The sequence below is a fragment of the Methylobacterium sp. D53M genome (genome assembly GCF_053345625.1).
The window spans coordinates 1-20,488 of sequence record NZ_JBKFAL010000022.1 but is presented as its reverse complement, the minus strand read 5'-3'; the positions used below and the strand labels follow the sequence as shown (position 1 = coordinate 20,488).

Annotated in this window: 29 protein-coding genes; 13 read left to right on the top strand and 16 right to left on the bottom strand. The window is 70.2% G+C overall.

Features of this window, described 5'->3' with window-relative positions:
- Window positions 1–29: 29 nt before the first annotated feature.
- The 3 genes from fabG (at window position 30) to fabF (ending at window position 2,785) form a co-directional block, all read left to right on the top strand.
- Entirely contained in the window at window positions 30–767 is a 738-nt protein-coding gene (fabG, locus tag ACLBYG_RS24345; RefSeq protein ID WP_447683177.1) for a 3-oxoacyl-[acyl-carrier-protein] reductase, read from the top strand.
- A gap of 332 nt (window positions 768–1,099) precedes the next feature.
- Complete coding sequence (locus tag ACLBYG_RS24340; RefSeq protein ID WP_007559070.1) at window positions 1,100–1,339, top strand: acyl carrier protein; 240 nt, start codon at window positions 1,100–1,102, stop codon at window positions 1,337–1,339.
- Between the two features lie 183 nt (window positions 1,340–1,522).
- Entirely contained in the window at window positions 1,523–2,785 is a 1,263-nt protein-coding gene (gene fabF / locus ACLBYG_RS24335) for a beta-ketoacyl-ACP synthase II (RefSeq protein WP_447683176.1), read from the top strand.
- An 89-nt stretch (window positions 2,786–2,874) separates the two neighbouring features.
- Here fabF and ACLBYG_RS24330 read toward each other — a convergent pair whose 3' ends face one another.
- The 5 genes from ACLBYG_RS24330 to ACLBYG_RS24310 all read right to left on the bottom strand — a co-directional run bounded on the left by ACLBYG_RS24330 (window position 2,875) and on the right by ACLBYG_RS24310 (window position 8,136).
- Complete coding sequence (locus ACLBYG_RS24330; protein WP_447683175.1) at window positions 2,875–4,608, bottom strand: AIPR family protein; 1,734 nt, start codon at window positions 4,606–4,608, stop codon at window positions 2,875–2,877.
- A 62-nt stretch (window positions 4,609–4,670) separates the two neighbouring features.
- Window positions 4,671–5,381 carry a YidB family protein gene (locus ACLBYG_RS24325; protein ID WP_447683174.1) on the bottom strand — a complete coding sequence of 237 codons (711 nt, stop codon included), beginning with the start codon at window positions 5,379–5,381 and terminating at the stop codon, window positions 4,671–4,673.
- Between the two features lie 75 nt (window positions 5,382–5,456).
- Window positions 5,457–5,657 carry a hypothetical protein gene (locus tag ACLBYG_RS24320; RefSeq protein ID WP_447683173.1) on the bottom strand — a complete coding sequence of 67 codons (201 nt, stop codon included), beginning with the start codon at window positions 5,655–5,657 and terminating at the stop codon, window positions 5,457–5,459.
- An 84-nt stretch (window positions 5,658–5,741) separates the two neighbouring features.
- Window positions 5,742–6,011 carry a hypothetical protein gene (locus tag ACLBYG_RS24315; protein ID WP_091682552.1) on the bottom strand — a complete coding sequence of 90 codons (270 nt, stop codon included), beginning with the start codon at window positions 6,009–6,011 and terminating at the stop codon, window positions 5,742–5,744.
- A gap of 97 nt (window positions 6,012–6,108) precedes the next feature.
- Window positions 6,109–8,136 carry a BON domain-containing protein gene (locus tag ACLBYG_RS24310; protein WP_447683172.1) on the bottom strand — a complete coding sequence of 676 codons (2,028 nt, stop codon included), beginning with the start codon at window positions 8,134–8,136 and terminating at the stop codon, window positions 6,109–6,111.
- 199 nt (window positions 8,137–8,335) lie between these two features.
- Here ACLBYG_RS24310 and ACLBYG_RS24305 point away from each other — a divergent pair, with 199 nt between their 5' ends.
- The 3 genes from ACLBYG_RS24305 to ACLBYG_RS24295 all read left to right on the top strand — a co-directional run bounded on the left by ACLBYG_RS24305 (window position 8,336) and on the right by ACLBYG_RS24295 (window position 10,205).
- A complete protein-coding gene (locus tag ACLBYG_RS24305; protein WP_447683171.1) occupies window positions 8,336–9,358 on the top strand; it encodes a hypothetical protein in 1,023 nt (340 codons plus the stop codon).
- A 79-nt stretch (window positions 9,359–9,437) separates the two neighbouring features.
- The gene (locus ACLBYG_RS24300) at window positions 9,438–9,686 is read left to right on the top strand and encodes a hypothetical protein (protein WP_447683170.1); all 249 of its coding nucleotides are present in this window, start codon (window positions 9,438–9,440) and stop codon (window positions 9,684–9,686) included.
- A 162-nt stretch (window positions 9,687–9,848) separates the two neighbouring features.
- Complete coding sequence (locus ACLBYG_RS24295) at window positions 9,849–10,205, top strand: hypothetical protein (protein WP_026605252.1); 357 nt, start codon at window positions 9,849–9,851, stop codon at window positions 10,203–10,205.
- 28 nt (window positions 10,206–10,233) lie between these two features.
- Here ACLBYG_RS24295 and ACLBYG_RS24290 read toward each other — a convergent pair whose 3' ends face one another.
- Entirely contained in the window at window positions 10,234–10,461 is a 228-nt protein-coding gene (locus tag ACLBYG_RS24290) for a hypothetical protein (RefSeq protein ID WP_331297873.1), read from the bottom strand.
- 436 nt (window positions 10,462–10,897) lie between these two features.
- On the opposite strand from ACLBYG_RS24290, the gene ACLBYG_RS24285 reads away from it, so the two are divergent.
- Window positions 10,898–11,149 carry a hypothetical protein gene (locus ACLBYG_RS24285; RefSeq protein ID WP_056523875.1) on the top strand — a complete coding sequence of 84 codons (252 nt, stop codon included), beginning with the start codon at window positions 10,898–10,900 and terminating at the stop codon, window positions 11,147–11,149.
- Window positions 11,150–11,200: 51 nt separating this feature from the next.
- Here the strand turns inward: ACLBYG_RS24285 and ACLBYG_RS24280 are convergent, their stop codons facing one another.
- The 3 genes from ACLBYG_RS24280 to ACLBYG_RS24270 form a co-directional block, all read right to left on the bottom strand.
- A complete protein-coding gene (locus ACLBYG_RS24280; RefSeq protein WP_447683216.1) occupies window positions 11,201–11,443 on the bottom strand; it encodes a hypothetical protein in 243 nt (80 codons plus the stop codon).
- An 82-nt stretch (window positions 11,444–11,525) separates the two neighbouring features.
- A complete protein-coding gene (locus ACLBYG_RS24275) occupies window positions 11,526–11,747 on the bottom strand; it encodes a hypothetical protein (RefSeq protein WP_447683169.1) in 222 nt (73 codons plus the stop codon).
- A gap of 99 nt (window positions 11,748–11,846) precedes the next feature.
- Window positions 11,847–12,026: a hypothetical protein gene (locus tag ACLBYG_RS24270; protein WP_020095191.1), complete on the bottom strand. Its 180-nt coding sequence runs from the start codon at window positions 12,024–12,026 to the stop codon at window positions 11,847–11,849.
- Between the two features lie 97 nt (window positions 12,027–12,123).
- Between ACLBYG_RS24270 and ACLBYG_RS24265 the strand changes: the two genes are divergently transcribed.
- Window positions 12,124–12,342 carry a hypothetical protein gene (locus ACLBYG_RS24265; RefSeq protein ID WP_447683168.1) on the top strand — a complete coding sequence of 73 codons (219 nt, stop codon included), beginning with the start codon at window positions 12,124–12,126 and terminating at the stop codon, window positions 12,340–12,342.
- Between the two features lie 95 nt (window positions 12,343–12,437).
- On the opposite strand, the gene ACLBYG_RS24260 is transcribed toward ACLBYG_RS24265, so the two are convergent.
- The 5 genes from ACLBYG_RS24260 to ACLBYG_RS24240 form a co-directional block, all read right to left on the bottom strand.
- The gene (locus tag ACLBYG_RS24260; protein WP_244540003.1) at window positions 12,438–12,851 is read right to left on the bottom strand and encodes a PilZ domain-containing protein; all 414 of its coding nucleotides are present in this window, start codon (window positions 12,849–12,851) and stop codon (window positions 12,438–12,440) included.
- A 128-nt stretch (window positions 12,852–12,979) separates the two neighbouring features.
- On the bottom strand, window positions 12,980–13,162 hold the full coding sequence (locus ACLBYG_RS24255) for a hypothetical protein (protein ID WP_020095188.1): 183 nt from the start codon (window positions 13,160–13,162) through the stop codon (window positions 12,980–12,982).
- A gap of 277 nt (window positions 13,163–13,439) precedes the next feature.
- Window positions 13,440–13,814: a hypothetical protein gene (locus ACLBYG_RS24250; RefSeq protein ID WP_020095187.1), complete on the bottom strand. Its 375-nt coding sequence runs from the start codon at window positions 13,812–13,814 to the stop codon at window positions 13,440–13,442.
- Between the two features lie 85 nt (window positions 13,815–13,899).
- Window positions 13,900–14,175, bottom strand: a complete 276-nt coding sequence (locus ACLBYG_RS24245; protein WP_026605251.1) for a hypothetical protein — start codon at window positions 14,173–14,175, stop codon at window positions 13,900–13,902.
- Between the two features lie 223 nt (window positions 14,176–14,398).
- The gene (locus tag ACLBYG_RS24240) at window positions 14,399–14,866 is read right to left on the bottom strand and encodes a MucR family transcriptional regulator (RefSeq protein ID WP_020095185.1); all 468 of its coding nucleotides are present in this window, start codon (window positions 14,864–14,866) and stop codon (window positions 14,399–14,401) included.
- Between the two features lie 318 nt (window positions 14,867–15,184).
- Between ACLBYG_RS24240 and ACLBYG_RS24235 the strand changes: the two genes are divergently transcribed.
- The 5 genes from ACLBYG_RS24235 to ACLBYG_RS24215 all read left to right on the top strand — a co-directional run bounded on the left by ACLBYG_RS24235 (window position 15,185) and on the right by ACLBYG_RS24215 (window position 16,757).
- Window positions 15,185–15,391 carry a hypothetical protein gene (locus ACLBYG_RS24235; protein ID WP_026605250.1) on the top strand — a complete coding sequence of 69 codons (207 nt, stop codon included), beginning with the start codon at window positions 15,185–15,187 and terminating at the stop codon, window positions 15,389–15,391.
- A gap of 33 nt (window positions 15,392–15,424) precedes the next feature.
- On the top strand, window positions 15,425–15,610 hold the full coding sequence (locus tag ACLBYG_RS24230; protein WP_012318898.1) for a hypothetical protein: 186 nt from the start codon (window positions 15,425–15,427) through the stop codon (window positions 15,608–15,610).
- A 52-nt stretch (window positions 15,611–15,662) separates the two neighbouring features.
- A complete protein-coding gene (locus ACLBYG_RS24225; RefSeq protein ID WP_020095183.1) occupies window positions 15,663–15,917 on the top strand; it encodes a hypothetical protein in 255 nt (84 codons plus the stop codon).
- 141 nt (window positions 15,918–16,058) lie between these two features.
- Entirely contained in the window at window positions 16,059–16,292 is a 234-nt protein-coding gene (locus ACLBYG_RS24220) for a DUF6894 family protein (RefSeq protein ID WP_026605249.1), read from the top strand.
- Between the two features lie 39 nt (window positions 16,293–16,331).
- Window positions 16,332–16,757 carry a hypothetical protein gene (locus tag ACLBYG_RS24215; RefSeq protein ID WP_100251998.1) on the top strand — a complete coding sequence of 142 codons (426 nt, stop codon included), beginning with the start codon at window positions 16,332–16,334 and terminating at the stop codon, window positions 16,755–16,757.
- A gap of 16 nt (window positions 16,758–16,773) precedes the next feature.
- Here the strand turns inward: ACLBYG_RS24215 and ACLBYG_RS24210 are convergent, their stop codons facing one another.
- Together ACLBYG_RS24210 and thrS are read right to left on the bottom strand one after the other, a co-directional pair.
- Complete coding sequence (locus tag ACLBYG_RS24210; protein WP_447683167.1) at window positions 16,774–17,784, bottom strand: diguanylate cyclase domain-containing protein; 1,011 nt, start codon at window positions 17,782–17,784, stop codon at window positions 16,774–16,776.
- A 276-nt stretch (window positions 17,785–18,060) separates the two neighbouring features.
- Window positions 18,061–20,088 carry a threonine--tRNA ligase gene (gene thrS / locus ACLBYG_RS24205; RefSeq protein ID WP_447683166.1) on the bottom strand — a complete coding sequence of 676 codons (2,028 nt, stop codon included), beginning with the start codon at window positions 20,086–20,088 and terminating at the stop codon, window positions 18,061–18,063.
- Window positions 20,089–20,488: the final 400 nt, after the last annotated feature.

Below are 20,488 nucleotides of genomic sequence, written 5' to 3'. Positions count from 1 at the left end.
CCGCGCGCTCTGATCCGACGGAGTCCCGCATGTTCGATCTCACCGGCCGCAAGGCCCTCGTCACCGGCGCGACCGGCGGTCTCGGCCAGGCGATCGCCCGGGCCCTGCACGCGCAGGGCGCCGCCGTGGCGCTCTCGGGCACGCGGCCCGCGGCCCTGGAGGCGCTCGCCGCCGAGCTCGGCGAGCGCGCCAGCCCCGTCGCGGCCGACCTGTTCGACAAGGACTCGGTCGAGGGCCTCGTCCCGGCCGCCGAGGCCGCGATCGGCCCGCTCGACATCCTCGTGAACAATGCCGGCATCACCCGCGACAACCTCTTCATGCGGATGAAGGACGAGGAGTGGGAGCAGGTGATCGCCGTCAACCTCACCGCCGCCTTCCGCCTGTCGCGGGCCGCCGTGAAGGGCATGATGCGCCGCCGCTCCGGGCGGATCGTCAACATCGGCTCGGTGGTCGGCAGCACCGGCAATCCCGGCCAGGGCAACTACGCCGCCGCCAAGGCGGGGCTCGTCGGCATGACCAAGGCGCTCGCCGCCGAGGTCGCCTCGCGGGGAATCACCGTCAACTGCATCGCGCCGGGCTTCATCAGCTCGCCCATGACCGACGCCCTCAACGAGAAGCAGCGCGAGGGCATCCTCGCCCGCGTGCCCGCCGGGCGGCTCGGCGAGGGGTCGGAGGTCGCGGCGGCCTGCCTCTACCTCGCCTCCGCGGAGGCGGGCTACGTCACCGGCCACACGCTGCACGTGAATGGCGGGATGGCCATGTACTAGGGCGCGTATACCGGTTCCCGGCCGGCGGGAACGGCGCGCGAATCACCCCCGCCGACACGCAAGTGCCACACCCATGAAGGCTTTCTGAACGGGCCCTCGCCAGGGCTGGAACCCTGTGCTACCACGCCCCGCAGCCGTACAGGGGGTTGACGGTTCAGCGGGTTTTCAGTCCAAGGCCCTCCGGCGGGGGCGTCCCGGCTCACGCGCCGGTTCACCTCAGAAGCACGCGCGATCGGACACCGGCCCGTCACAACAAGCCCGCAGGGGCGCGACGCGGCCACGGCACCACCCCGAGAAGACTGACAGACCAGAAGGACGAGGACGGAAGACCGATGAGCGATATCGCTGAGCGCGTGAAGAAGATCGTCGTCGAGCACCTGGGCGTGGAGCCCGAGAAGGTGGTCGAGAGCGCCAACTTCATCGACGACCTCGGTGCCGACAGCCTCGACACCGTCGAGCTGGTCATGGCCTTCGAGGAGGAATTCAACGTCGAGATCCCGGACGACGCTGCCGAGACGATCCAGACGGTCGGCGACGCCGTGAAGTTCCTGGAGAAGAACTCCGCCGCCTAAAGGCGCCGGGGACCGGGTTTGACGCGGCGCGGGTGAGGCGAAACAGCCCCCGCGCCGTTATGCGTTTCAAGGCTCGGAGTCGTGACGGGGCCCGCGGGGACCGATTCTGCCTCCGAGCGAGTTAGGACGATGCGCGACCGCGGCGGTGCCGGCGGGACGGCGCCTCAAGACGGGACAGGGCACATGCGGCGGGTGGTGGTCACGGGTCTGGGGATGGTCACGCCGCTGGGCAGCGGGGTGGAGCACACCTGGAGCCGGCTGATCGCGGGCGACAGCGGCGCCGGCCCGATCCGCGGCTTCGAATCCGCCGACCTGCCCTGCCGGATCGCCGCGCAGGTCCCGTTCGGCGACGGCACCGACGGCACCTTCAACCCCGACCTCGTGATGGAGGTGAAGGAGCAGCGCAAGGTCGACCCGTTCATCGTCTACGCGATGGCGGCGGCCGACGAGGCCCTGAAGGATGCCGGCTGGCTTCCTAAGAGCCACGAGGACCAGTGCGCCACCGGCGTGCTGATCGGCTCCGGCATCGGCGGCATCGGCGGCATCTACGACGCCTCCGTGACCCTGCACGAGAAGGGCCCGCGCCGGATCTCGCCGTTCTTCATCCCGGGCCGGATCATCAACCTCGCCTCAGGCCAGGTCTCGATCGCGTACGGCCTCAAGGGGCCGAACAACGCCGTGGTGACGGCCTGCTCCACGGGCGCCCACGCCATCGGCGACGCGAGCCGCCTGATCGCGCTCGGCGACGCCGACGTGATGGTGGCGGGCGGCGCCGAGTCGCCGGTGAACCGCCTGTCGATCGCGGGCTTCTCCGCCTGCCGGGCCCTGACCACGGGCTTCAACGACACGCCCGAGAAGGCCTCGCGCCCCTACGACCGCGACCGCGACGGCTTCCTCATGGGCGAGGGCGCCGGCATCGTGGTGCTGGAGGAATACGAGCACGCCAAGGCCCGCGGCGCGAAGATCTACGCCGAGGTGGTGGGCTACGGCCTCTCGGGCGACGCCTACCACATCACCTCCCCATCCCCGGACGGCGACGGCGCCTTCCGCTGCATGACCGCCGCGGTGAAGCGCGCCGGGATCGCGCCGTCCGAGATCGGCTACATCAACGCCCACGGCACCTCGACGCCCATGGGCGACGAGCTGGAGCTGAAGGCCGTGGAGCGCCTCCTGGGCGACGCCGCCGCGAACGCGACCATGTCGTCCACCAAGAGCTCGGTCGGCCACCTGCTGGGCGCCGCCGGCTCGGTCGAGGCGATTTTTTCCATCCTCGTCCTGCGCGACAACGTCATCCCGCCGACGCTCAACCTCGACAACCCCTCCGTCCAGACCAAGATCGATCTGGTGCCATTCGAGGCGAAGCGGAAGCAGGTCGACGTGGTGCTGTCGAACTCGTTTGGATTCGGGGGGACGAATGCCAGCTTGGTGATGCGGCGAGTGTCTTAACTTGCTGATCAATCAGAATGTGATTTGCCGAGCACAATAGCTCCATGGCTTAGCTCGTGCTCAGCAAACGTCGATCGTAGTGCCAAACTCTAAGCCGCAGCTAAGATTCGTTCGCGTAGCTTGTTCCGCAACACTGCCGACTTGGCAAAAATTCTACGATTCAGCTCGTTGATGCCTTCCATTTTTTCGATTTTCTCAATTTCTCCCATTATTTTATCGAAGTGATTGGCAATTTTTGCCTGATCAGAAAGAACATCTGTTAATTTTTTGCTGTATTTCTCTGCCGATTTCTTGTTGAGATCTAAGTTCTCGGCTTTGTTGACGAGGTATTTAAAGCCCATTATGGTTTGATATCTATAAACTCTGAATCTCTGATATCTTGAGTCGAGATTCCGGTTTCGAAAAAGCTGTTCAAGCTTGAATATCGCGTATGCAGCGGCGTGATATGGAAATAAATTATGCGAATTGTTAAAAATTCTGTTGCCGACGAACGGTAGTAACCCTGAATAATACTTTGTAACTTGATGGGGTTCATCAAGCATCATGGCTGAAAATGCTTTGAGCAGACCTTCTGGCGTTGTGATTCTAACTTTTTCCACGCCAGGAATGCCAACGTACTGCCCACGCCTTCTCTCGTAAAGCAATTGGAGTTCGCCAACAAAATTCTTATCAAAAAACAATTCAATCTGCTTTTGATAAGGTTCTAACGCCCAGAACTGGGTTTTCGCAACCTCGTTTTGCCTATTTGATCCTTTTATGATTTCGCTTGTTACATCCTCGTTCTCCGTGGAGATTATTTTGATTGGCACCACAATAGATGCATCCATCGAAGATCTTTTATCGAATATAACGTGACTGGTCTGGCATCCGTTTACTATCTGATAATCCTGCAGCACAAATTTGTTTCCTGCGCGCGTCAAGCTCCGAGCAACGATAGTTATTCCATTATTACGTAGCGGGAATTCGCTTTTTGTGTCGGATACCAATGTTTCGCCAATTTTTTTATTGACGTCGCTATCGGCTAATACATCGCGTACGTTGTCGGAGAAAATAAATTTCCTAATATTTTCGTTTTCATCGAGGATAAGCTTCATGAACTCGTTGGAGCCAATCACTCCAATATAGGCTTCCTTTACGTTCGGTATATTTGGGAGCGCGACGCTCGCTGGAAATTCTATTGTTGCACTTACGGAGTTCTTTGATTTAAAATACAAATCTTGAATAGACTTTGTGTCTAGCGATCGGAATGATACTTTAGAGAATATGTTTAAATTCTTGAGCTGTTCGATCTTTTGCTCAATTAGTGCGTTAAGATTCGTATCATTGGACCACTTGCCAAGGGAAGCAAAGAAAATAGTTAGTTGGGGCAACCTGCGGGTGAACAAATGCGCTTGATCATAAATTTTGTTTTTAATGTCGAATTTTGACTTTACCTCAATTCCCTGGACAAATTTTATATCTTTACTGAAGAAATCTATAATCGCGGATAGAGTTTTCAACATCTCTCCCGAATCGAAATGGTTCGAAGTCTTGCTCTGTATAAAAACAAAATCGCATTCCAAAGTCTTTGTTGCTTGGACTATGTCGTCAAATTGGTCGTCTTCCTCTATCATTGTGTCATTGACGATGATAGCAATGCCGTCGATTCCAAATTCTGTTTGACCCGTAGCTAAGTCTGAAACTGTAAACTCGCCGGGAAAGACATCAGATACTGCTAGATTATTGACAAAATGTTCGAATTTTTCTTCATCAGTTTGATTCTCAAGGTTTTGAGCGATCGAGAATTCTTTTAGGAGCGAAGCAGTTACCGGGTCTAGCGCCATCTGACGACCTTAGGTGGTGGAACCTTGGCTTTGATGACGCTATAGGTTGAATTTAATCGTGTCTACCACCCGCGTCGCTCATCCTCCCCCGGCACTCGCCCCTGCGGCGTGAGCGCGTGCACCACCTCCGGCAGGGCATGGGCGAGCTGCGACAGCAGCGTCTCGCGGTCCAGCCCGGTCTGCTGCTGGAGGGTGTCCACCGTGTCGGGGCCGAGCGCCCGGGCGAGCTGGTCCGGGGCCACCGGGCGGTTGGTGCCGTGGCCGATCCAGGACTCCATCACGTCGCCGAGGCCGCCCTGGCGGAACCGGTCGACCAGCCCGTCGAGGCCGCCGAGATCCCCCTGCCCGTCCGGGGCGGGGCGGCTCGGCGGCGGGGCGTCGCCGGGGCCGTCGAGCATGCCGGAGAGGTCCGAGAAGTCGCCGGGCGGCAGGGACGGGTCCGCCGGCCCGCCCGGGCCGCCGTCGCGGCGGCCACCGTACTGGTCCCAGCCGCCGATGTCGCCGTTCTCGTCGGGGTGGCGCCCGCCGGCATCGGCGGGGTGCTGGCCGGGATCGCGCCCGTAGGGTCCGGCGCCGCCGGAGCGGTCGGCCTCGGGGCCGGGCTCGCCCCGGTGCCCGCGGCCGAAGATGTCGCCGAAGCTGCCGCTGGCGCCCTTGGCCAGCAGGAGCATCAGGAGTGCCTTGACCAGGGGCGACATGCCCCCGGACCCCTGCTTCTGCCCGCCGAACACCTGACCGAGCACGCCGCCGATCGCCGATTCGAGCAGTCCCATGCGCGTCTCCCCCCTAGGCCCGGGCCGGACGGGCCCGGGCGAACAACATTCCGGGGCGGGCGCGGGTTGCCTCGCTCAGCGGGCCGGCGTCGCGAGCGCCGCCTGCGCGGTGCCGCCACCGGTCGTGGCGTCGGCGGGCTCGACCAGCGGCACCGTCGCGGCCGAGAGGATCAGTCCGGCCAGGAACAGGCCGGTGGCGGCGGCGCCGGCGCGGGGGCGCGGCAGGCGAACGGCGCGGCGTCGCGCGGGATGGGGACTGTCGACGGTCCTGGGCATCGCGGCCTCTCCGGGTTCGGGGCGGGCCCTCGGGCCCTTTCTGCCGGAAAAACGCCGTCGGGGGGCGGAGAGGTTCCCGCGCCGTCAGGTCCGGCCGGCGAGGCGGCGTCCCAGCGCCCCGAGCAGGCAGGCCGCGCAGTAGGCCGGCAGCATCAGGGCAGCGCCGTCGAGCCACAGGCCGGGCAGCCCGGGCACGAACCCGGCGATCGCCGCCGCGGCCACGAGCCCCGCGACCACGCAGAGCCCCAGCGAGGCGGCGAGGCGGTCCGGCCAACCGACCAGCGCGCCGACCACGAGGCCGAGCGCGGCCGCCCCGGCGAGCCCGGGCCAGAATCCGGCGAGCAGCAGCGTCACGGCCGTCCGGCCTCCCTGCGGGCGCGATGGTGGCGCGCGGCCGGGCGCGCGGATGGGCGCGGCCCGGCTGGCGGGCGCGCGGCGGAGCGGATCTCCCTCACGGCAGCAGCGCGAAGACGACGGGGCCGCCCGGCCCGTCCGGCCCGGCCGTGACCTGCTCCGGCCGGGCTCCGGCCTGGAGGAGGTACTCCACCACCGCCTGGGCGCGCAGGCGCGGCAGGTCGACCGGCGGCTCGTCGGGGGCCTCGGCGGGCTTCTTCGCCGCCGCCTTGCCGGGCCCGGCCGGCTCCTTCCTGGCCGCGCCCGCCTTGCTCCGATCCTTCGTCGCGTCCTTGGCCGCGTCCTTCATCGCGTCCTTGGCCGCGATTTTGGCCGCGTGCGTCGCGGCTTCCTTGGGCGCCGGGGCCGGCGGCGCGGGGGTGGCCGGCTTGGCGGCGTCGGCGACCCGGGTCGGCTCGGCGGTCGCGCCCTCCCCCGGTGCCGGTCCGGCGGCCGGGGTCGCGGGCGGCTTCGCCGGGTCGGCGGGGCCGGAGACCGCGACGCGCAGCGACGGGCAGGTCTTCGCCAGGGCGGCCAGCGCGTCGAGGGTCGGGTAGAAGGCGGGCGTCAGCACGGCGCCGCCCGCGGGGAAGTGCAGGTCCGCCCCCGCCAGGGCGGCGCTGAAGTCGGCGCGGCAGGTGGCGGGGTCGCGCCGCTCCGCCGCGTCCCGGGCCGTGACGCTGGCCTGCCCGGTCCAGCCCGGGGGCAGCGCCTCGGCGAGCCGGTCGGGGGTGCGCGCGGCGCCCTCCCGGTAGAGGCTCTCGCCGGTGAGCGTCACGGCGCGGTCCGAGACCGCGACGGTCCCGTCCGCGAGGTTCGTCACCAGCGGGGCGGCGGCGGCCAGCGCGTCCCCGAGATCCGGCGGGGCGCCGTCGGCGAGGCGGGTGCGGTCGATGACCGGCTCCCGGAACAGGCGCGGGCGCAGGGCGGCCAGTACCCGCTCCCGGGTCGCGGCGTCCGGCAGGTGGCCGGTGAGGGTCACGGCGTCGGCGGTCCGGCGGATCGCCACCCGGTAGGGCGAGAGCGGCCGCGCCGTGAGCGCCACCCGCCCGGCCGCCACGCCGGCGGGCCGGCCCTCGCGCATCAGCGCCTCGGCGTCGGGGAGCGCCTGCCCGTCGATGGCGTCGCCGGTCACCGAGACCGCCCCGTCCTGGAACACGACCTGCCCGGACTGGATCAGCTCGGCGAGCTTGAACGCGAAGGCGATGAGGCTCTTCGGGTCGATCGCCGGGTCGAGCCCCCGGGCGGCCAGGAGCCGGTCCTCCACGGTGCCGCCCGCCGCGGCCTCGGTGGCGGCGCGCAGGGCGGCCTCGCGGTCGGCCGCCGAGGGGGCGAAGCCGTCGAGGACGATGCCCCGGCCCGATTTCTCCACGGCGAACCGGTACGCGGCCACCTTCGGGGGCAGGATCTCGACCCGCCCGACGCTGAACCCCTCCGGCGGGTCCGACAGGGCGGCCCGCAGGGCCTCGTAGGCCGGCACGTCGAGGGCCTCGCCCGACAGGCTGAGCACGGTGTCGCTGAGCGCCGCCCGCCCGCCTTTGGCGAGGCCGGAGAGCCGGGCCGCCAGGAACGCGGCCGCGCCGGCGAAATCCGGCGGCGCGCCCCGGGCGGCCCGGGCGGTGTCGTCGAGGCCGGTGCCGGGATCGAGGGCGCCGGCGATCCGCGCCTCCAGGGCCCGCCGGCCGATCTCCACCGGGCGGCTGCCTTCGAGGGCGATCCGGTTCTGACCCGTGCGGATCGCCGCCCACTGGAAGGGCGCGGCGGTCTCCACGATGCCGAGTTCGGAGACGATGCGGCGCGGGCCGTCGAGGGCCGCGAGGCGGGACAGCACGGTGGCGCGCTCGGCGACGTCCGGCGCCTCGCCGGCGGCCACGAGGTCGCGCCCGACGGCCTCCAGGCGCAGCCACGGCTCGCCGGTGGCGGTGGCCGTGCCGGCGGCGATCGCCGCGCCCTCCGCCGCGAGGCCGTCGGCGATCCGCGGGGCGGCGTAGAGGGTCGCGCTCGCCCAGATCAGCGCGAGGGCCGGGAGGCCGGCGAGCCAGCCGGCGCCGCGCAGGCCTTGGGCGAGAGTTTCGGGCAACGGCACGGTCGCAGGTTCGGGCGCGGGTCGGGACGTGGGGGCAGGCGGATCCGGTGCCGAGAGCACACCGTCTTTCCGGCAGCATGAAGGCCGGCGGCCTCCTTTCTCCCACGGGCCAGCGCCGCGCCGCGTCCCCGCGCCGCCGGAACCGGCCGGACGCCCTCCGGTTTCCGAGCCAGACCCCGTCCCCGCTGAGGAGCGTGCCATGCGATCCATCCTCGCCGCCGCCCTGCTGCCGGCGATCGCCGTCCCGGCCGGGGCCCAGAGCCTGTCGGCATCGCTGGAGCCGATCACCCCTGTCGCCAATCCGGGCCAGCTGAGCCTCGGCGGCAGTTCCACCACCGGGCCGTTCCCGACCGTCTCGGCGCAGACCGGCGGCCTCGTGAATGCCGGCCAGCTGAGCTTCGGCGGGGGCGGCGGCGGTGGCGGCGGCCGCATCGGCGCGTCGGGCGGCCTCTCGGCCGGGACGACGCTCGGCGCCACGACCGCCGGTTCGGGCGCGACGGGCCAGCTCGGCGGCCTGGGATCCACCGCGACCGGCGGTGCCGGCGTCACCGGCACGACCCTCGGGACCGGCGGGACGATCGGCGCCACCGGTGCCCGCAGCGGCCTCAGCGGCGCGTCCCGCACGGGCCTGGGCTCGACCGCGGGGAGCCTCCTGACACCGACCCTCGGAACGGGCGGTCTCGGGGGTGGGTCGGGCCTGTCCCCCGGCCTGGGCATCGGGCTCTCGGGAGCCGGCCTCGGCGCAGGTGTCGGCGCAGGTGTCGGCGCAGGTGTCGGCGCAGGCGTTGGAGTAGGTGTCGGCACGGGCCTCAACGCTGCCGGAAGCCTCGGCTCCTCGCTCGCGACCGGCTCGTCCGGCGTCGCGTCGGCCGGTCTCGGCAGCGGCGTGGCCGCGTCGGGCATCGGCGCGACGGGCGCCACCCTGTCCCCCGGCGGTCTGTTCGGGCTGTTCGGACTGTTCGGGCTCGGGACCGGAACGGCCGCGAGCGGGGCCACGGCCGCGACGGTTTCCGGGACGGGCGGCGCCGGCACGGGCGGCGCCGGGATCCCCGGGACGCCCGGGCTGCCCGCGGACGATCCCGCCCAGGCGGCCCGCACCCTGGCGACCGGCGGCGGGGCGATCGGCGGTGCCGGGATCGGCGGCGCGGCGGCCGCGCCGGTCCGGACCGGCGACCTCTGCGGCGGGCCCTTCGCCGAAGCCTGCCTCGGCCAGGGGTTCTGAGCGGCCTCCGGGGCCGGAACCGCGCCGAACCGCTGCCGTTCCTTCTGTGCCGGCACCTCGGCCGGGACAGGAGACAGAGATGAACGTCATGCTGGGCCGCGTCTCGCTCGCGGCCGCTCTCGTGATCGGCGTCTCGAGCGCTGCCCTGGCGCGCGATGCCGGGCCGAAGGCCCACGGCGCCAAAGGCACGGCCGGCCTGCACGGGATCGGCTTCAACGAGCCGAAATTCCGCTCGGACCTGCGCACCGGCAAGGAGCAGCCCTATACGTGGCCGGTGAGCGACCGCTATCGCCCGGTCTCGCAGCCCTTCTACGGTCGGGCCTACTGAGCCGCCCGGCGCACGCTCCGCCGAATGGATGAGTGGCGGCGCCCCGCTCCGCCGCGCACAACCGGGGCCGGCCCCGTTCCGTCATCGGAGCGGGCGCCGATCCGGCGATGGCCCAGAGGCACGGGGTCCGTGGCGTGCCGGCTCCCGAGGCAGGAGAGTGTGATGCATCCGCTGAACCGGCGCGTCGTCGCGGTCCCGGCCGTCGCGCTTCTGGTCGTCGCGCCCCTGCCGGGGCGCGCGGGCGAGTTCGCGCAGGTCCCGCCGGTGCCGGGCATGGCCCTGACCTTGCCCGATCCCGGCATGGCCAACGGGGCGCCCGCGCCCGCTCCGACGGCGGCACCGGCCCCCGCCGCGGCCGCGGAGCCGCCCGCTCCGGTCAGGGCGGCCTCCGTTCCGGCGGTCGAGCGCCGGTTCCGGGGCCTGGGCAGCGGGCTCTCGTCGATCGACGGGCAACTCCCGAACCAGCGCACCGGCCAGCGTCACCAGCACGTGGTCCGCGACATCTGCATCGGCTGCTGACCCGATCCGCCCCCGGTGCGGGCGCCGGCTAGTGCGGCGCCCGCGCTCGGGAATTCGCCTGGATCCAGCGCGGCGAGAGGATGTCGCCGGCCTCGGTGATGATCCAGGGTTGGGCCTCGCCGGATTCCATCGCTGCGATCGCGACGGCGAGGGCCTCGCGCAGGGTCGCGAACGGCCGCCCCTCCGCGGCGCGGGCCGGTTTGCCCTTGGGCCAGATGGTCAGTTCGGCTCGTCTGTCGAGGTCGGAGGGCGTCATCGGCGCTCTCGTGATGCTTCGCAGGGTGCTTCGGCGGGATGTGGGCGTTCTACCGTGCCTGTGTGCGTGCCTGTGTGACGCGGATCTGGCGCCGCGGTCTCCGATTCGCGCCACGGGCCGCGACGCCAGCAACGCGCGCGCTCGCCCGGCGGTTTCGATCGGTCCGGGGGCGCGCGCGAAAAACAAATCACCCGCTCCTCAAGTTTGATTTGAGAACGCGCCGGTGGAAGTTTAGTTCATTTGCATCGAATGCATGCCGCTCAGGATCGGCGCCTGAATTCACGGCTGAGAATTTCCGGGAAACACTGCAATACCGTGCCGCCATGGCGATATGGTGCAATGCGATAAATGCATGCCGCGACGCACAAATCCGTGGTCTCATGCGCTGGTCGATCGCATCCCGCGGTCGACACCGCGATCGAACCGGAGACGCACCATGCGCACGATCCTCATCCTCGCGTCGGCCGCGCTCACCTCGGCGGCCTTCACGGGCCTCGCCGCCGCCGACGACCGCCTGCACCTGACGCCGCCGCTCTATCGCGATCAGGCCCGGCCCGCCCAGCAGATCCGCGCGATCCACGATCTGACCACCACGCCCCAGCCCGTCGCCGCGCCGGCGACCGTCAATCGGACGGTCTCGTCCCTCGGCCGGCCGATCGTCCAGGCCGCCGTCGAGGCGAGCCGCTGAGCCGGCTGCCGGAGACGGGGCGCCCCGGGCGGCTCCGTCTCCGGCCGACGCTCAGACGATGTGCAATTCCTGCGCGGCCACCGACGGTTCCACGCCGCGACGGATCAGGCGCCGCGTCCGCGCCCGCTGATCGCGCGCGGTACTGAGGGCAGTCCCCGCCGCGCGGTACCCCTCGAACCACAGATCCGCCCACGCATACTGCGCCGCCATCGCGAGCAGGACGGCGTTCTCGGCCTGTCTCAGGCCTAGCCGCAGGCTCTCATCCACCAGGCGGCCAACCTCCCCGTACATCATCTCCAACTCCGCGTCCGAACACGGCCGGCAGCGCCGCGAAGGGCCGCCGGCCACCCGCCCAGAGGCCGCTCGGCTCTCACGCTCAGTGCGACGCCGCCCCGGCGGCGTCGCGAGCCGCGGCCGCCGCTTCCCGGGCCGCATCCTGCCCTCGCACCACTTTCGTGCGGACCGTGTCGGGCGCGCGCCGCGCCGCTCCGACGACGCTTCCGAAGGCCGTCCGGGCCTGCGCGAGACCGGTCTCGGCGACGTCTCGGATCCGGGTCGGGACCTCGTGGCCCGACGACTGTGCCATGCACTGTGCCATGCGTGGTCTCCTGTCGGCCGCCATCCGGGTGCGGCCGGCCCGTTTGTGCATCGCACATGGACGGACGTCCAGGGATCGCCCGCGCGTCGGCGCGACCGGTCAGATCTCCGTCTCGCGCCGGACGATCGCCTCTTCCCCGCTGCCCTTCTGCGCGAGGCCGACCTCGGGATCCTCGGTCGGGATCGTGGCCGGCGCCGCCTTGACGCGCTCCGCCGGAGGCTCGTCCGCCTCGCGCGCGTCCGGGCCGCGGCTCGTCGGGTCTGCGGTCTCGCGCGTCATGCGGTCTCTCCCTGCCTGCAGCCAACGCGACGGGGCGTGTGCGGGTCCCGGGGCTCCGTCACGATGGCGGGAGGCGCGACGCGGATCGCGGCTCTATATGGAAGGTGCGAGCAGGGAGAGTGGTGTGTTCACCGTCAAGGGGATTGATCCGTCCGGGCGCGTCATGACGTTCGCCTGCGGGACGGACGAGCAGGCGATGGAGAAGACCTGGGAGTTGGCCCGGCGCGGCTTCCGCGAGATCACGGTCGCCGATCCGAAGGGCAAGGAACTCTCCGCGGCCGCCTTCGAGCGCTCGCTCAACATCGACTGGGAGTGACGCGCGTCGGCGCGCGCCGGGAGCGCCGCCGCCCCCGAGCCTGCCGACGACACTCTGGCCGCGCCGAGCGCCGGTCGACCCGAGGCAGGCGCCTGTCAGGTCGCCTCGAGTTCGCGCCAGAGGTTCGCGCGGCCCGACCGCGCCGTCTCGGGGATGTCGGTTGTGGCGCCGATCTCCTCCGCCTTGCGCCAGATGGCGCGGCAGACGAGGATCTCGCTGCTCGCATCGATGCTGAGGATGAAGCTGTCCGGAACGATCTCGGCATCCGGGAGCGCGACCCGCACGCCGCCGGCCGACCGGTCGTAGACGATGCACGGCAAGCTTCGATGCTCGTCGACCGAGATGCTGCCGGTCTCGTTGAGAAGCGTGCGTGGAGCGCTGCGTCGTTCGAACATCACCGCCTCGAGAACCTCTGCCCGACAGGATCGGTCACCCGGGTTCAAGGGCGGTTTGCGAAATGCCTCGAATTGTCGGGAAGCTGCCGTCCCTGTGAATTCGGCGCTCTTCATGCGCGCTCGGCCGGAGGCCGGATGCGCGGAGCACCGCCGCCCGCCGAGCGACGGGGGCGACGGATCCGCAGTGACGGAGACGGCCTCGGTCGGACCGCTCGGCGCGTGTGACCGGCCTCAGGATCGACCTACTCGGTCACGACCTCGACGAGGGTGGTGAGAAAGCCCAGCGCGACGGCCCCGATGCCGCCCATGAAGGCCGCATCCCACCCGGCGAACTCCCTCGACTGGGGCGCGCGCAGGAAGGCGAACAGCGTCACGGCGGCCCCGCAGACGACGAGAGCGAGGGCCAGCAGGATCGATCGAGACATGGCGTTTCCCTATGCGCCGGTCTCGCGGCCCTTGAGGGCTCTTGTAAACGGACGAGTGCGACCGGCTTGATCTGTTCAGTCTCGTCCGTCGTCGAAACATGACAGACGAGAGCGCGGTGAACAAGGTGTTCATCTGTTCTGCACTGCGGAACAGCGGCCGGAATGACGCTCTCATCTGATCCGCACAGGACTGAAGTCGCGCGCGGCCAGGGCTGCCCTTCACGAGGGGCTTCGGCCGGCCGCGGGGAGTGCCCCGCCGGGACGGGATCCGGCGCGGTCAGTCGATGAAGACGCGGACGCCGTCCGTGTTGAGCAGGTCGCGCTGGTCGGCGCACCATTGCTCCGGTCCGACCGCGGCGATCTCGTCCGCGACCCGCCGGCCCTCCTCGGCGATGGCGTTCCGGGCACGCTGGTGGCCGAGGCCGGCGTCGAGGGCTCGGCGGACCGTGCGGGACAGGCCCTCGGACACCGTGTCGTCGATGGTGTAGAGCTTGCGGCAGTGCAGGACGATGCCGGCCTGCGCGCCGACGATCCGCACGAGACCCCGGATCGTCTCCGCGCGCTTGGTGTCGTCTGCCTCCTCGGCAGCCCGGGCGGTGCCCGGCACGACCGCCGTTCCCAGGAGGGCGGCGAACAGCAGGGCGCGAGTCATCCGGGGCATTCCTTCTGGCCGATGCCGGAGCCGTCTCCGGAACGCCGCACCGGGCGGCCGCGCCCGCCCCGTCAGATTCGGCCGGTCACTTCCGGGCGGCCATCAGGTCGTGGGTCAGAACGGTCAGCTTGCCGATCAGGTTGCTGATATCGGAGCCCTTGCACGACCATTGCGTGCCGACCGCCTCGCCATCGGCCGAGACGGAGACGACCGCCACCGAGCGCAGGCGACCCTCGCGGGCCAGGGCCAACTGATCCTGCAGCACGGCGATGATCGACGCGGTGTCCTCGTCCACGACTGCGGGCGCGATATGCGCCGGGAACGGCACGACCGAACTCGTCATCGTCTGCTCTCGCTTCATCTCGCCGACCCCTTCGGTAGCATCCTCGGGCCCCGGCGTGCGCATCAGCTTTGTGCAGAGTGTGGCAGCTTGTCCGTGTCCCGCGATGTCCTGGACGTGTGTGGCGACGATGCAACGGTCTCGGCGCGGCTCCGGGCCGCGCGGCGGAACGAGGCGCCGGGCTCCGCGGCGCTTCGTTACGAGGGGGCCCCGCCGAGCGGGGCGCCCCCGGAGGTCGTCATCCTCAGGCGGCCTTGCGGCCCTTGCGCTCGCGCTCGGCCATGGCGCCGGGCTGGCCCAGGCCGATCGCCTTGGCGAGGGCGGAGCGCTGCTCGGCGTAGCTCGGCGCGACCATCGGATAGTCCGCCGGCAGGCCGTAGCGGTCGCGGTAGCTGCGCGGATCCAGGCCGTGGCTGGTCAGGTGGCGCTTCAGCGTCTTGTAGGTCTTGCCGTCGATGAAGCTGACGATCCCGTCGTGGCGGACCGACTTGCGGATCTGGGCCGCGCTCGGCTTCTCGACCTCGGCCTGCGGGACCGCCCCGATCTCCGCCGTCAGAGTCCCGGTGACGAGCCCGCTGATCGCGCCGTGCACGCGCGCGATCAGGGCCGGAAGCTCCGCGGCCGGCACCGGATTGTTCGACACGTAGGCGGCGACGATATCGCCCGCCAGCTCGATGAAGTTGGAGTTGGGCCCTGTGGTTTCTTCTGACACTGTAAGATTCCTGGTGTGCCCCTCGCCCGGGATCTGCTACTTTTGAGCACTGAATGCAAGTTACAAAACCGTTGGCGGGCCGCTTCCGGTGCATGATCGGGGTGCCCGCCGCGGAGATCGGCCGACCATTTCTGGCGATTTCCGGCGGAGTATTTCAGGGCGCCGTCCGAGTCGGCCTATCGACTGCGGTAGAGTTTCCGCTCTGCAGAACGACCAGAACGTGCATCTGGCGGACTTGAAGTCGGCCCGGGCCGGCCCGTGGGACGTTCCGCCGTCATCCGCGGTGACGCGGCGCCCCGGTCGTGGCATGGCGCGGCCATGCTGATGCTCGCCCTCCTCATCGCCCTGCTGGCCGTCGTGGTCGCCATGTTCGTGCTGCGGCGGTGGACCGGGCGGCTGGCCTCGCTCGCGACGCTCCTGGCCGGAGCGATCATGGTCCTGTGGCTCGCCGAGGTCGGCCTGCTTCCCGGAACGCAGGGCCCGTTGACGGCGTACCGCCCCCTCGTGCCCGGGCTCGACCGGTAACGGTTCGGTAAGCGTACCGGCGGAGCATGGGGTATGCCCACGCTCTCCGCCCCGCGCCTGCTCACGTTCCTGGTGTCGGCCGTGCTGATCGGCCTCGCCGTCGCCAGCCTCTACACGCGCATCCCGATGGTCGGAAAAACCGTCGTGGCGCACCGGCAATGGTTCTTCATCGGCGCCTACGCCCTCCTCGCCCTCGGGGTGACCACCCGCAGCCTGTAGTGGACCGCGCCGCGGTCCGTTCGCCACCGCGCGCCGCGCCGAGGAGGCCGGAATGGCCCTGAAGACCACCTACCTCGTGCAGCCGTTCGAGCTGCACCGGAACCGCCTGCGGCCGGCCCGCCAGGAGCCCGCGCAGAGCGAGTTCGGCGCCCTCAAGAAGGCAGAGGCGCTGGCCGCCCGCATGCCCGGCGCGGCGGCCCTCAGGGTCGTGGCCGACGACGAGACCGGGGAACTCGAGGGCGTCACGATCCTCGGCCAGTTCGGGACCGTTCCGGACGATTTCGCCGAGAGCCTGCTGGGGGGCTGATGCCGTCCGCGGACGCCGGCTTACATCCGGCCGCGTCTGGGGGTGCGACACGGGCGACCTCCGATTGCGGCCCTCCGGAAACTACGTAGAAACAGCGGAGACTGATCCTTGCGAGCTCCGGCGCTCGCCGAGCTCGCATCCGTGCCCCGCTATTTCATCGACCTCCACGACGGCGCCAACTTGGTTCGCGACCGCGACGGCTTCGATCTTCCGGATCTCGCCGCGGCGCGGGCGCAGGCGGTGCGCATCCTGACGCGGCTCGCGCAGGGCTTGACCGATCCGATGGAGCGGCAGGATTACGTGCTCGCCGTGCGCGACGAGCAGGGCGCGGTCCGCCTGCGCCTGCGGCTCTCCTACGATGTCGAGGGCGGCTGACGGCCCGGCCGCGCGCGGGTCGGGAAAGCGGGAGATCGCATGCGACGCTCAACAGGTCTGACCGGCCCGCTCGCGGCGGCGCTCCTGCTGCTCGTCGCCGCCGGACCGGCAGGGGCGCAGACCGCGCCGCCCCCGCCCACGGGATCCGCCGCGGCGACGGCCGACAACGCCGTGCTGCTGACGGTCTTCCTGCGCCACGACCAGTCCCGCCCGCTGGCGGAGCTGAACGCGCAACTCGCCAAGCAGGGCTTCTACAAGGCCTTCCCGCCGCCGGGCATCGAGGTCGTCTCGTGGAACGTCGTTATGGGGATCGGGCAGATCATCGTCCTGCGGCTGCCGGCCTCCCGCCTGCGCGAGGTCAACCGCGTCCTGGAGGACACAGCCTGGGGCGCGTACCGGACCGAGTTCTTCCCGACCTACGATTACAGGGCCGTGGGCCTCGCGGAGCACGAGAAGGCGCGCTGAGACCGTCCCGGCCGCCTCAGGCCGGAACCGCGCCGCCCGGACCGACCGGCCCGAGATCCAGCGCGTCGTCCCACAGGTAGGGGTGGCCGAGGCGCTTGGCCGCGTACATCGCCGCGTCCGCCCGCTCCACCAGGGCCTGCGCCCGGGTGGCGTGCAGGGGCGCGCAGGCCACGCCGATCGCCGCGCCGATGCGGATCGGCGATCCGGTCCCGAGATCGTACGGCTCGGCGAGGCGCGCCTGGAGGCGCAGGGCGAAGCCGAGGGCCGGCGCCGGCGCCGCGTCGCCGAGCAGGATGGTGAACTCGTCGCCTCCGAGCCGCGCGGCGCAATCGGCCGCGCCGAGCGCCGCCCGCAGGCGCTCGGCCAGCTGCCGCAGGAGCGCGTCGCCCACCGCGTGCCCGTGGCGGTCGTTCACCGGCTTGAAGCCGTCGAGGTCGAGGCACAGCAGCGCGCAGGGCGCGCCGTCGAGGTCGGCCAGGGTGCGGTCGAGCCGGGCCGCGAACAGGTGGCGGTTCGGCAGGCCGGTCAGCGGGTCGTGGTGGGCCATGTAGCGCAGGAGCGACTCCGCCCGGCGGCGCTCGGTCACGTCCTCCCACAGGGCGGTCCAGCCGCCGCCGGCCTGCGGGTGCAGCGTGATCGCGACCTGGCGCCCGTCCGCGAGCGTCTGGACCACGGCGTCGGTCGCGCCCCGGGCGAGGAGCCGCCGCCGCGCCGCCCAGAGGCCGCAGGGATCCCGGTCGGCCGGGACCGCCCCCGCGGCGCTCGCCGCGCCCACCGCCCGGGCATGCATGCCCGGCCGGATCCGGTTCGCGGGCGGGCCGAACAGGCGCCGGAACCCGTCGCTCACGAACAGCAGCCGGTCGGCGGAATCGAACAGGCACAGGCCGTGCGGCAGCGAGTCCAGCGCCTGGACGATGCCGGGTCCGAGCTTGCGCCCGCGGCCGAGCCCGTCCTGGCGCCGGGCGCAGGCCGCCTGCCGGTGGCGCCGCGCCAGCCTCGTCGCCGCCCTGCCCGCCTCCGCCGCCATGGCCGGTCCCCCGAAACGCCCGACAGCGTCGGCGGGCGATCGCCGGAACGTGCCGGCTCGGAAATTAGTCTCCGGTCTTCATAGAATGGGATTCCTTTCGCCAACCTTGACGAAAGTCGTGCGCGTTGAGCGATCTTCGCGGAGATTGACCATCCGCAAGTTGAGGTGGTGATCGCGGCGCGCGAACTCTGTCGGTCGACGGGTCCGCGCGGTCGAGCCGCGCCGCCGTCCCGGGTGCCGCCGCACGGTCCCGGGACGACGTCTATCGGCGGCGCGTCAGGGCGCGTCGTGCGGGCCGTGATGGCCGTCGAGCACCGTGTCGCTGGTCGGGACCGTCGCGGCGACGGCCTCGGCGCGGCGGATGTCGGGCGCGGTCGCCTCCTCCACGAAGGCCGCCACGGCCTCGCTCAGCGGCAGCGTGCGGGTCTGCTGGCTGCCGAGCCGCCGGATCGAGACCGTGCGCTCCTCCGCCTCGCGGCGACCGAGCGCCAGCAGCACCGGCACCTTGGCGAGCGAGTGCTCGCGGACCTTGTAGTTGATCTTCTCGTTGCGCAGATCCGCTTCGACCCGCAGGCCGGCGCGCTCCAGGGTGCGGATGACGTCCCGGGCGTAGGGATCGGCCTCGCCGGTGATCGTCGCCACCACCACCTGGACCGGCGCCAGCCACAGGGGGAAGTGCCCGGCGAAGTGCTCGATCAGGATGCCGGTGAAGCGCTCCATCGAGCCGCAGATCGCCCGGTGGACCATCACGGGCGGCTTCCGGGCGCCGTCGGCGTCGATGTAGAAGGCGCCGAACCGCTCGGGCAGGTTGAAGTCCACCTGCGTGGTCCCGCACTGCCAGTCGCGGCCGATAGCGTCGCGCAGCACGTACTCGAATTTGGGCCCGTAGAACGCGCCCTCCCCCGGGTTGACCGCCGTCTTGATCCGGCCGGCCGACTGCTCCTCGATCTGCGCCAGCACGCGGGTCATCACGTCCTCGGCGTGGTCCCAGAGGGCGTCGGAGCCGACGCGCTTCTCGGGCCGGGTCGAGAGCTTCACGACGATCTGGTCGAAGCCGAAATCCGCGTAGGTCGAGAGGATCAGGTCGTTGATCTTCAGGCACTCGTCGGCGAGCTGGTCCTCGGTGCAGAAGACGTGGGCGTCGTCCTGCGTGAAGCCGCGCACGCGCATCAGCCCGTGCATGGCGCCGGACGGCTCGTAGCGGTGGACGATCCCGAACTCGGCCATGCGCAGGGGCAGGTCGCGGTAGGATTTCAAGCCGTGCTTGAAGATCTGCACGTGGCCCGGGCAGTTCATCGGCTTGAGGGCGAACCAGCGCTTGTCCTCGGCCTCCTCGCCCGCGGACTGCGCGGCGAACATGTTCTCCCGGTACCAGCCCCAGTGGCCGGAGGTCTCCCACAGGGCCTTGTCGAGGATCTGCGGGGCGTTCACCTCGGCGTAGTCGCCGCGCAGGCGCCGGCGCATGTAGGCGATCAGCTCCTGGAAGATCGTCCAGCCCTTGGCGTGCCAGAAGACGACGCCCGGCCCCTCCTCTTGGAAGTGGAACAGGTCCATCTCGCGGCCGAGCCGTCGGTGGTCGCGGCGCTCGGCCTCCTCCAGCCGGTGCAGGTAATCGTCGAGATCGGCCTGGTTCGCCCAGGCCGTCCCGTAGATGCGGGTCAGCATCGGGTTGTTCGAGTCGCCGCGCCAGTAGGCCCCCGCGACCTTCATCAGCTTGAAGGCGGTGCCGACCTTGGCCGTCGAGGTCATGTGCGGGCCGCGGCAGAGGTCGAACCAGTCGCCCTGGCGGTAGATCTTCAGGTCCTCGCCCGGCGGGATCGCGTCGACCAGCTCGACCTTGAAGCCCTCGCCCTTGCCGGCGAACAGCGCCCGCACGTCCTCGCGCGTCCAGACTTCCTTCGTGAAGGGCGCGTCGCGCGCGATGATCTCGCGCATCTTCGCCTCGATCTTCGGGAAGTCCTCGGGCGTGAACGGGGTCTCGCGATGGAAGTCGTAGTAGAAGCCGTTCTCGATCACCGGGCCGATCGTGACCTGCGTCTCCGGCCAGAGCGCCTGCACGGCCTCGGCGAGCACGTGCGCGCAGTCGTGCCGGATCAGCTCCAGGCTGCGCGGGTCGGCGCGGTCCAGGAACTCGATGCGGGCATCGCGGTCGATCGGGTCGTCGAGGTCGGCGACCGTGCCGTCGAGCGCCATGGCGACGGTGCGCTTGGCCAGCGACTTGGCGATGCCCTCGACCACGGCCCGGCCGGTCGTGCCGGCGGCGATCTCCCGCGTGTTGCCGTCGGGGAAGGTGAGAATCGGCATGGTACGAGCGTCTCCGGGCTCAGTCCTGCATACGGGGCAGGTAAGCGGTTTCGAGGGAGCGGCCGTGTAGACCGATTTCTCGGGCGAGGGAACAACGGTGCGGCGCAACTTCACGCATCCCTGCCCTTCGTCCGCCGTTCGGGTGCGCGTGATCGTCCCCGCGCGCGTGTGGCGCCGGGGGCATGGCCCGGGAGGCGAGCACGAGGGACGCGGGACGCCGCGGGAACCCAGGTGTCGGCCAAGTACGCGCGGGATCCGATCCCCGCGGCGCCCCGCGGCATCGACCGGGCATGGTCCCCGGCCGGTGCCGTCTTTCTCGTCGCGGCGTCTCCGACGTCCCGGTCCTGCGACTCCCCGTTAGCGGTCTCGGGCGAGGTGCGCGCACGCCGTGCCCGCACCT

Bases quoted from the DNA above. Each gene is read 5' to 3' on its own strand.
- ACLBYG_RS24235 (WP_026605250.1), top strand. From the start codon at position 15,185: ATGCTGATGCTCGCCCTCCTCATCGCCCTGCTGGCCGTCGTGGTCGCC.
- ACLBYG_RS24260 (WP_244540003.1), bottom strand. From the start codon at position 12,851: ATGAAGAGCGCCGAATTCACAGGGACGGCAGCTTCCCGACAATTCGAG.
- ACLBYG_RS24215 (WP_100251998.1), top strand. From the start codon at position 16,332: ATGCGACGCTCAACAGGTCTGACCGGCCCGCTCGCGGCGGCGCTCCTG.
- ACLBYG_RS24300 (WP_447683170.1), top strand. From the start codon at position 9,438: ATGAACGTCATGCTGGGCCGCGTCTCGCTCGCGGCCGCTCTCGTGATC.
- ACLBYG_RS24295 (WP_026605252.1), top strand. From the start codon at position 9,849: ATGCATCCGCTGAACCGGCGCGTCGTCGCGGTCCCGGCCGTCGCGCTT.
- ACLBYG_RS24305 (WP_447683171.1), top strand. From the start codon at position 8,336: ATGCGATCCATCCTCGCCGCCGCCCTGCTGCCGGCGATCGCCGTCCCG.
- fabF (WP_447683176.1), top strand. From the start codon at position 1,523: ATGCGGCGGGTGGTGGTCACGGGTCTGGGGATGGTCACGCCGCTGGGC.
- ACLBYG_RS24250 (WP_020095187.1), bottom strand. From the start codon at position 13,814: ATGACTCGCGCCCTGCTGTTCGCCGCCCTCCTGGGAACGGCGGTCGTG.
- ACLBYG_RS24225 (WP_020095183.1), top strand. From the start codon at position 15,663: ATGGCCCTGAAGACCACCTACCTCGTGCAGCCGTTCGAGCTGCACCGG.
- ACLBYG_RS24280 (WP_447683216.1), bottom strand. From the start codon at position 11,443: ATGATGTACGGGGAGGTTGGCCGCCTGGTGGATGAGAGCCTGCGGCTA.
- ACLBYG_RS24265 (WP_447683168.1), top strand. From the start codon at position 12,124: ATGGAAGGTGCGAGCAGGGAGAGTGGTGTGTTCACCGTCAAGGGGATT.
- ACLBYG_RS24320 (WP_447683173.1), bottom strand. From the start codon at position 5,657: ATGCCCAGGACCGTCGACAGTCCCCATCCCGCGCGACGCCGCGCCGTT.
- ACLBYG_RS24210 (WP_447683167.1), bottom strand. From the start codon at position 17,784: ATGGCGGCGGAGGCGGGCAGGGCGGCGACGAGGCTGGCGCGGCGCCAC.
- ACLBYG_RS24245 (WP_026605251.1), bottom strand. From the start codon at position 14,175: ATGAAGCGAGAGCAGACGATGACGAGTTCGGTCGTGCCGTTCCCGGCG.
- ACLBYG_RS24325 (WP_447683174.1), bottom strand. From the start codon at position 5,381: ATGGGACTGCTCGAATCGGCGATCGGCGGCGTGCTCGGTCAGGTGTTC.
- thrS (WP_447683166.1), bottom strand. From the start codon at position 20,088: ATGCCGATTCTCACCTTCCCCGACGGCAACACGCGGGAGATCGCCGCC.
- ACLBYG_RS24290 (WP_331297873.1), bottom strand. From the start codon at position 10,461: ATGACGCCCTCCGACCTCGACAGACGAGCCGAACTGACCATCTGGCCC.
- ACLBYG_RS24285 (WP_056523875.1), top strand. From the start codon at position 10,898: ATGCGCACGATCCTCATCCTCGCGTCGGCCGCGCTCACCTCGGCGGCC.
- ACLBYG_RS24230 (WP_012318898.1), top strand. From the start codon at position 15,425: ATGCCCACGCTCTCCGCCCCGCGCCTGCTCACGTTCCTGGTGTCGGCC.
- ACLBYG_RS24340 (WP_007559070.1), top strand. From the start codon at position 1,100: ATGAGCGATATCGCTGAGCGCGTGAAGAAGATCGTCGTCGAGCACCTG.
- fabG (WP_447683177.1), top strand. From the start codon at position 30: ATGTTCGATCTCACCGGCCGCAAGGCCCTCGTCACCGGCGCGACCGGC.
- ACLBYG_RS24255 (WP_020095188.1), bottom strand. From the start codon at position 13,162: ATGTCTCGATCGATCCTGCTGGCCCTCGCTCTCGTCGTCTGCGGGGCC.
- ACLBYG_RS24330 (WP_447683175.1), bottom strand. From the start codon at position 4,608: ATGGCGCTAGACCCGGTAACTGCTTCGCTCCTAAAAGAATTCTCGATC.
- ACLBYG_RS24270 (WP_020095191.1), bottom strand. From the start codon at position 12,026: ATGACGCGCGAGACCGCAGACCCGACGAGCCGCGGCCCGGACGCGCGC.
- ACLBYG_RS24275 (WP_447683169.1), bottom strand. From the start codon at position 11,747: ATGGCACAGTGCATGGCACAGTCGTCGGGCCACGAGGTCCCGACCCGG.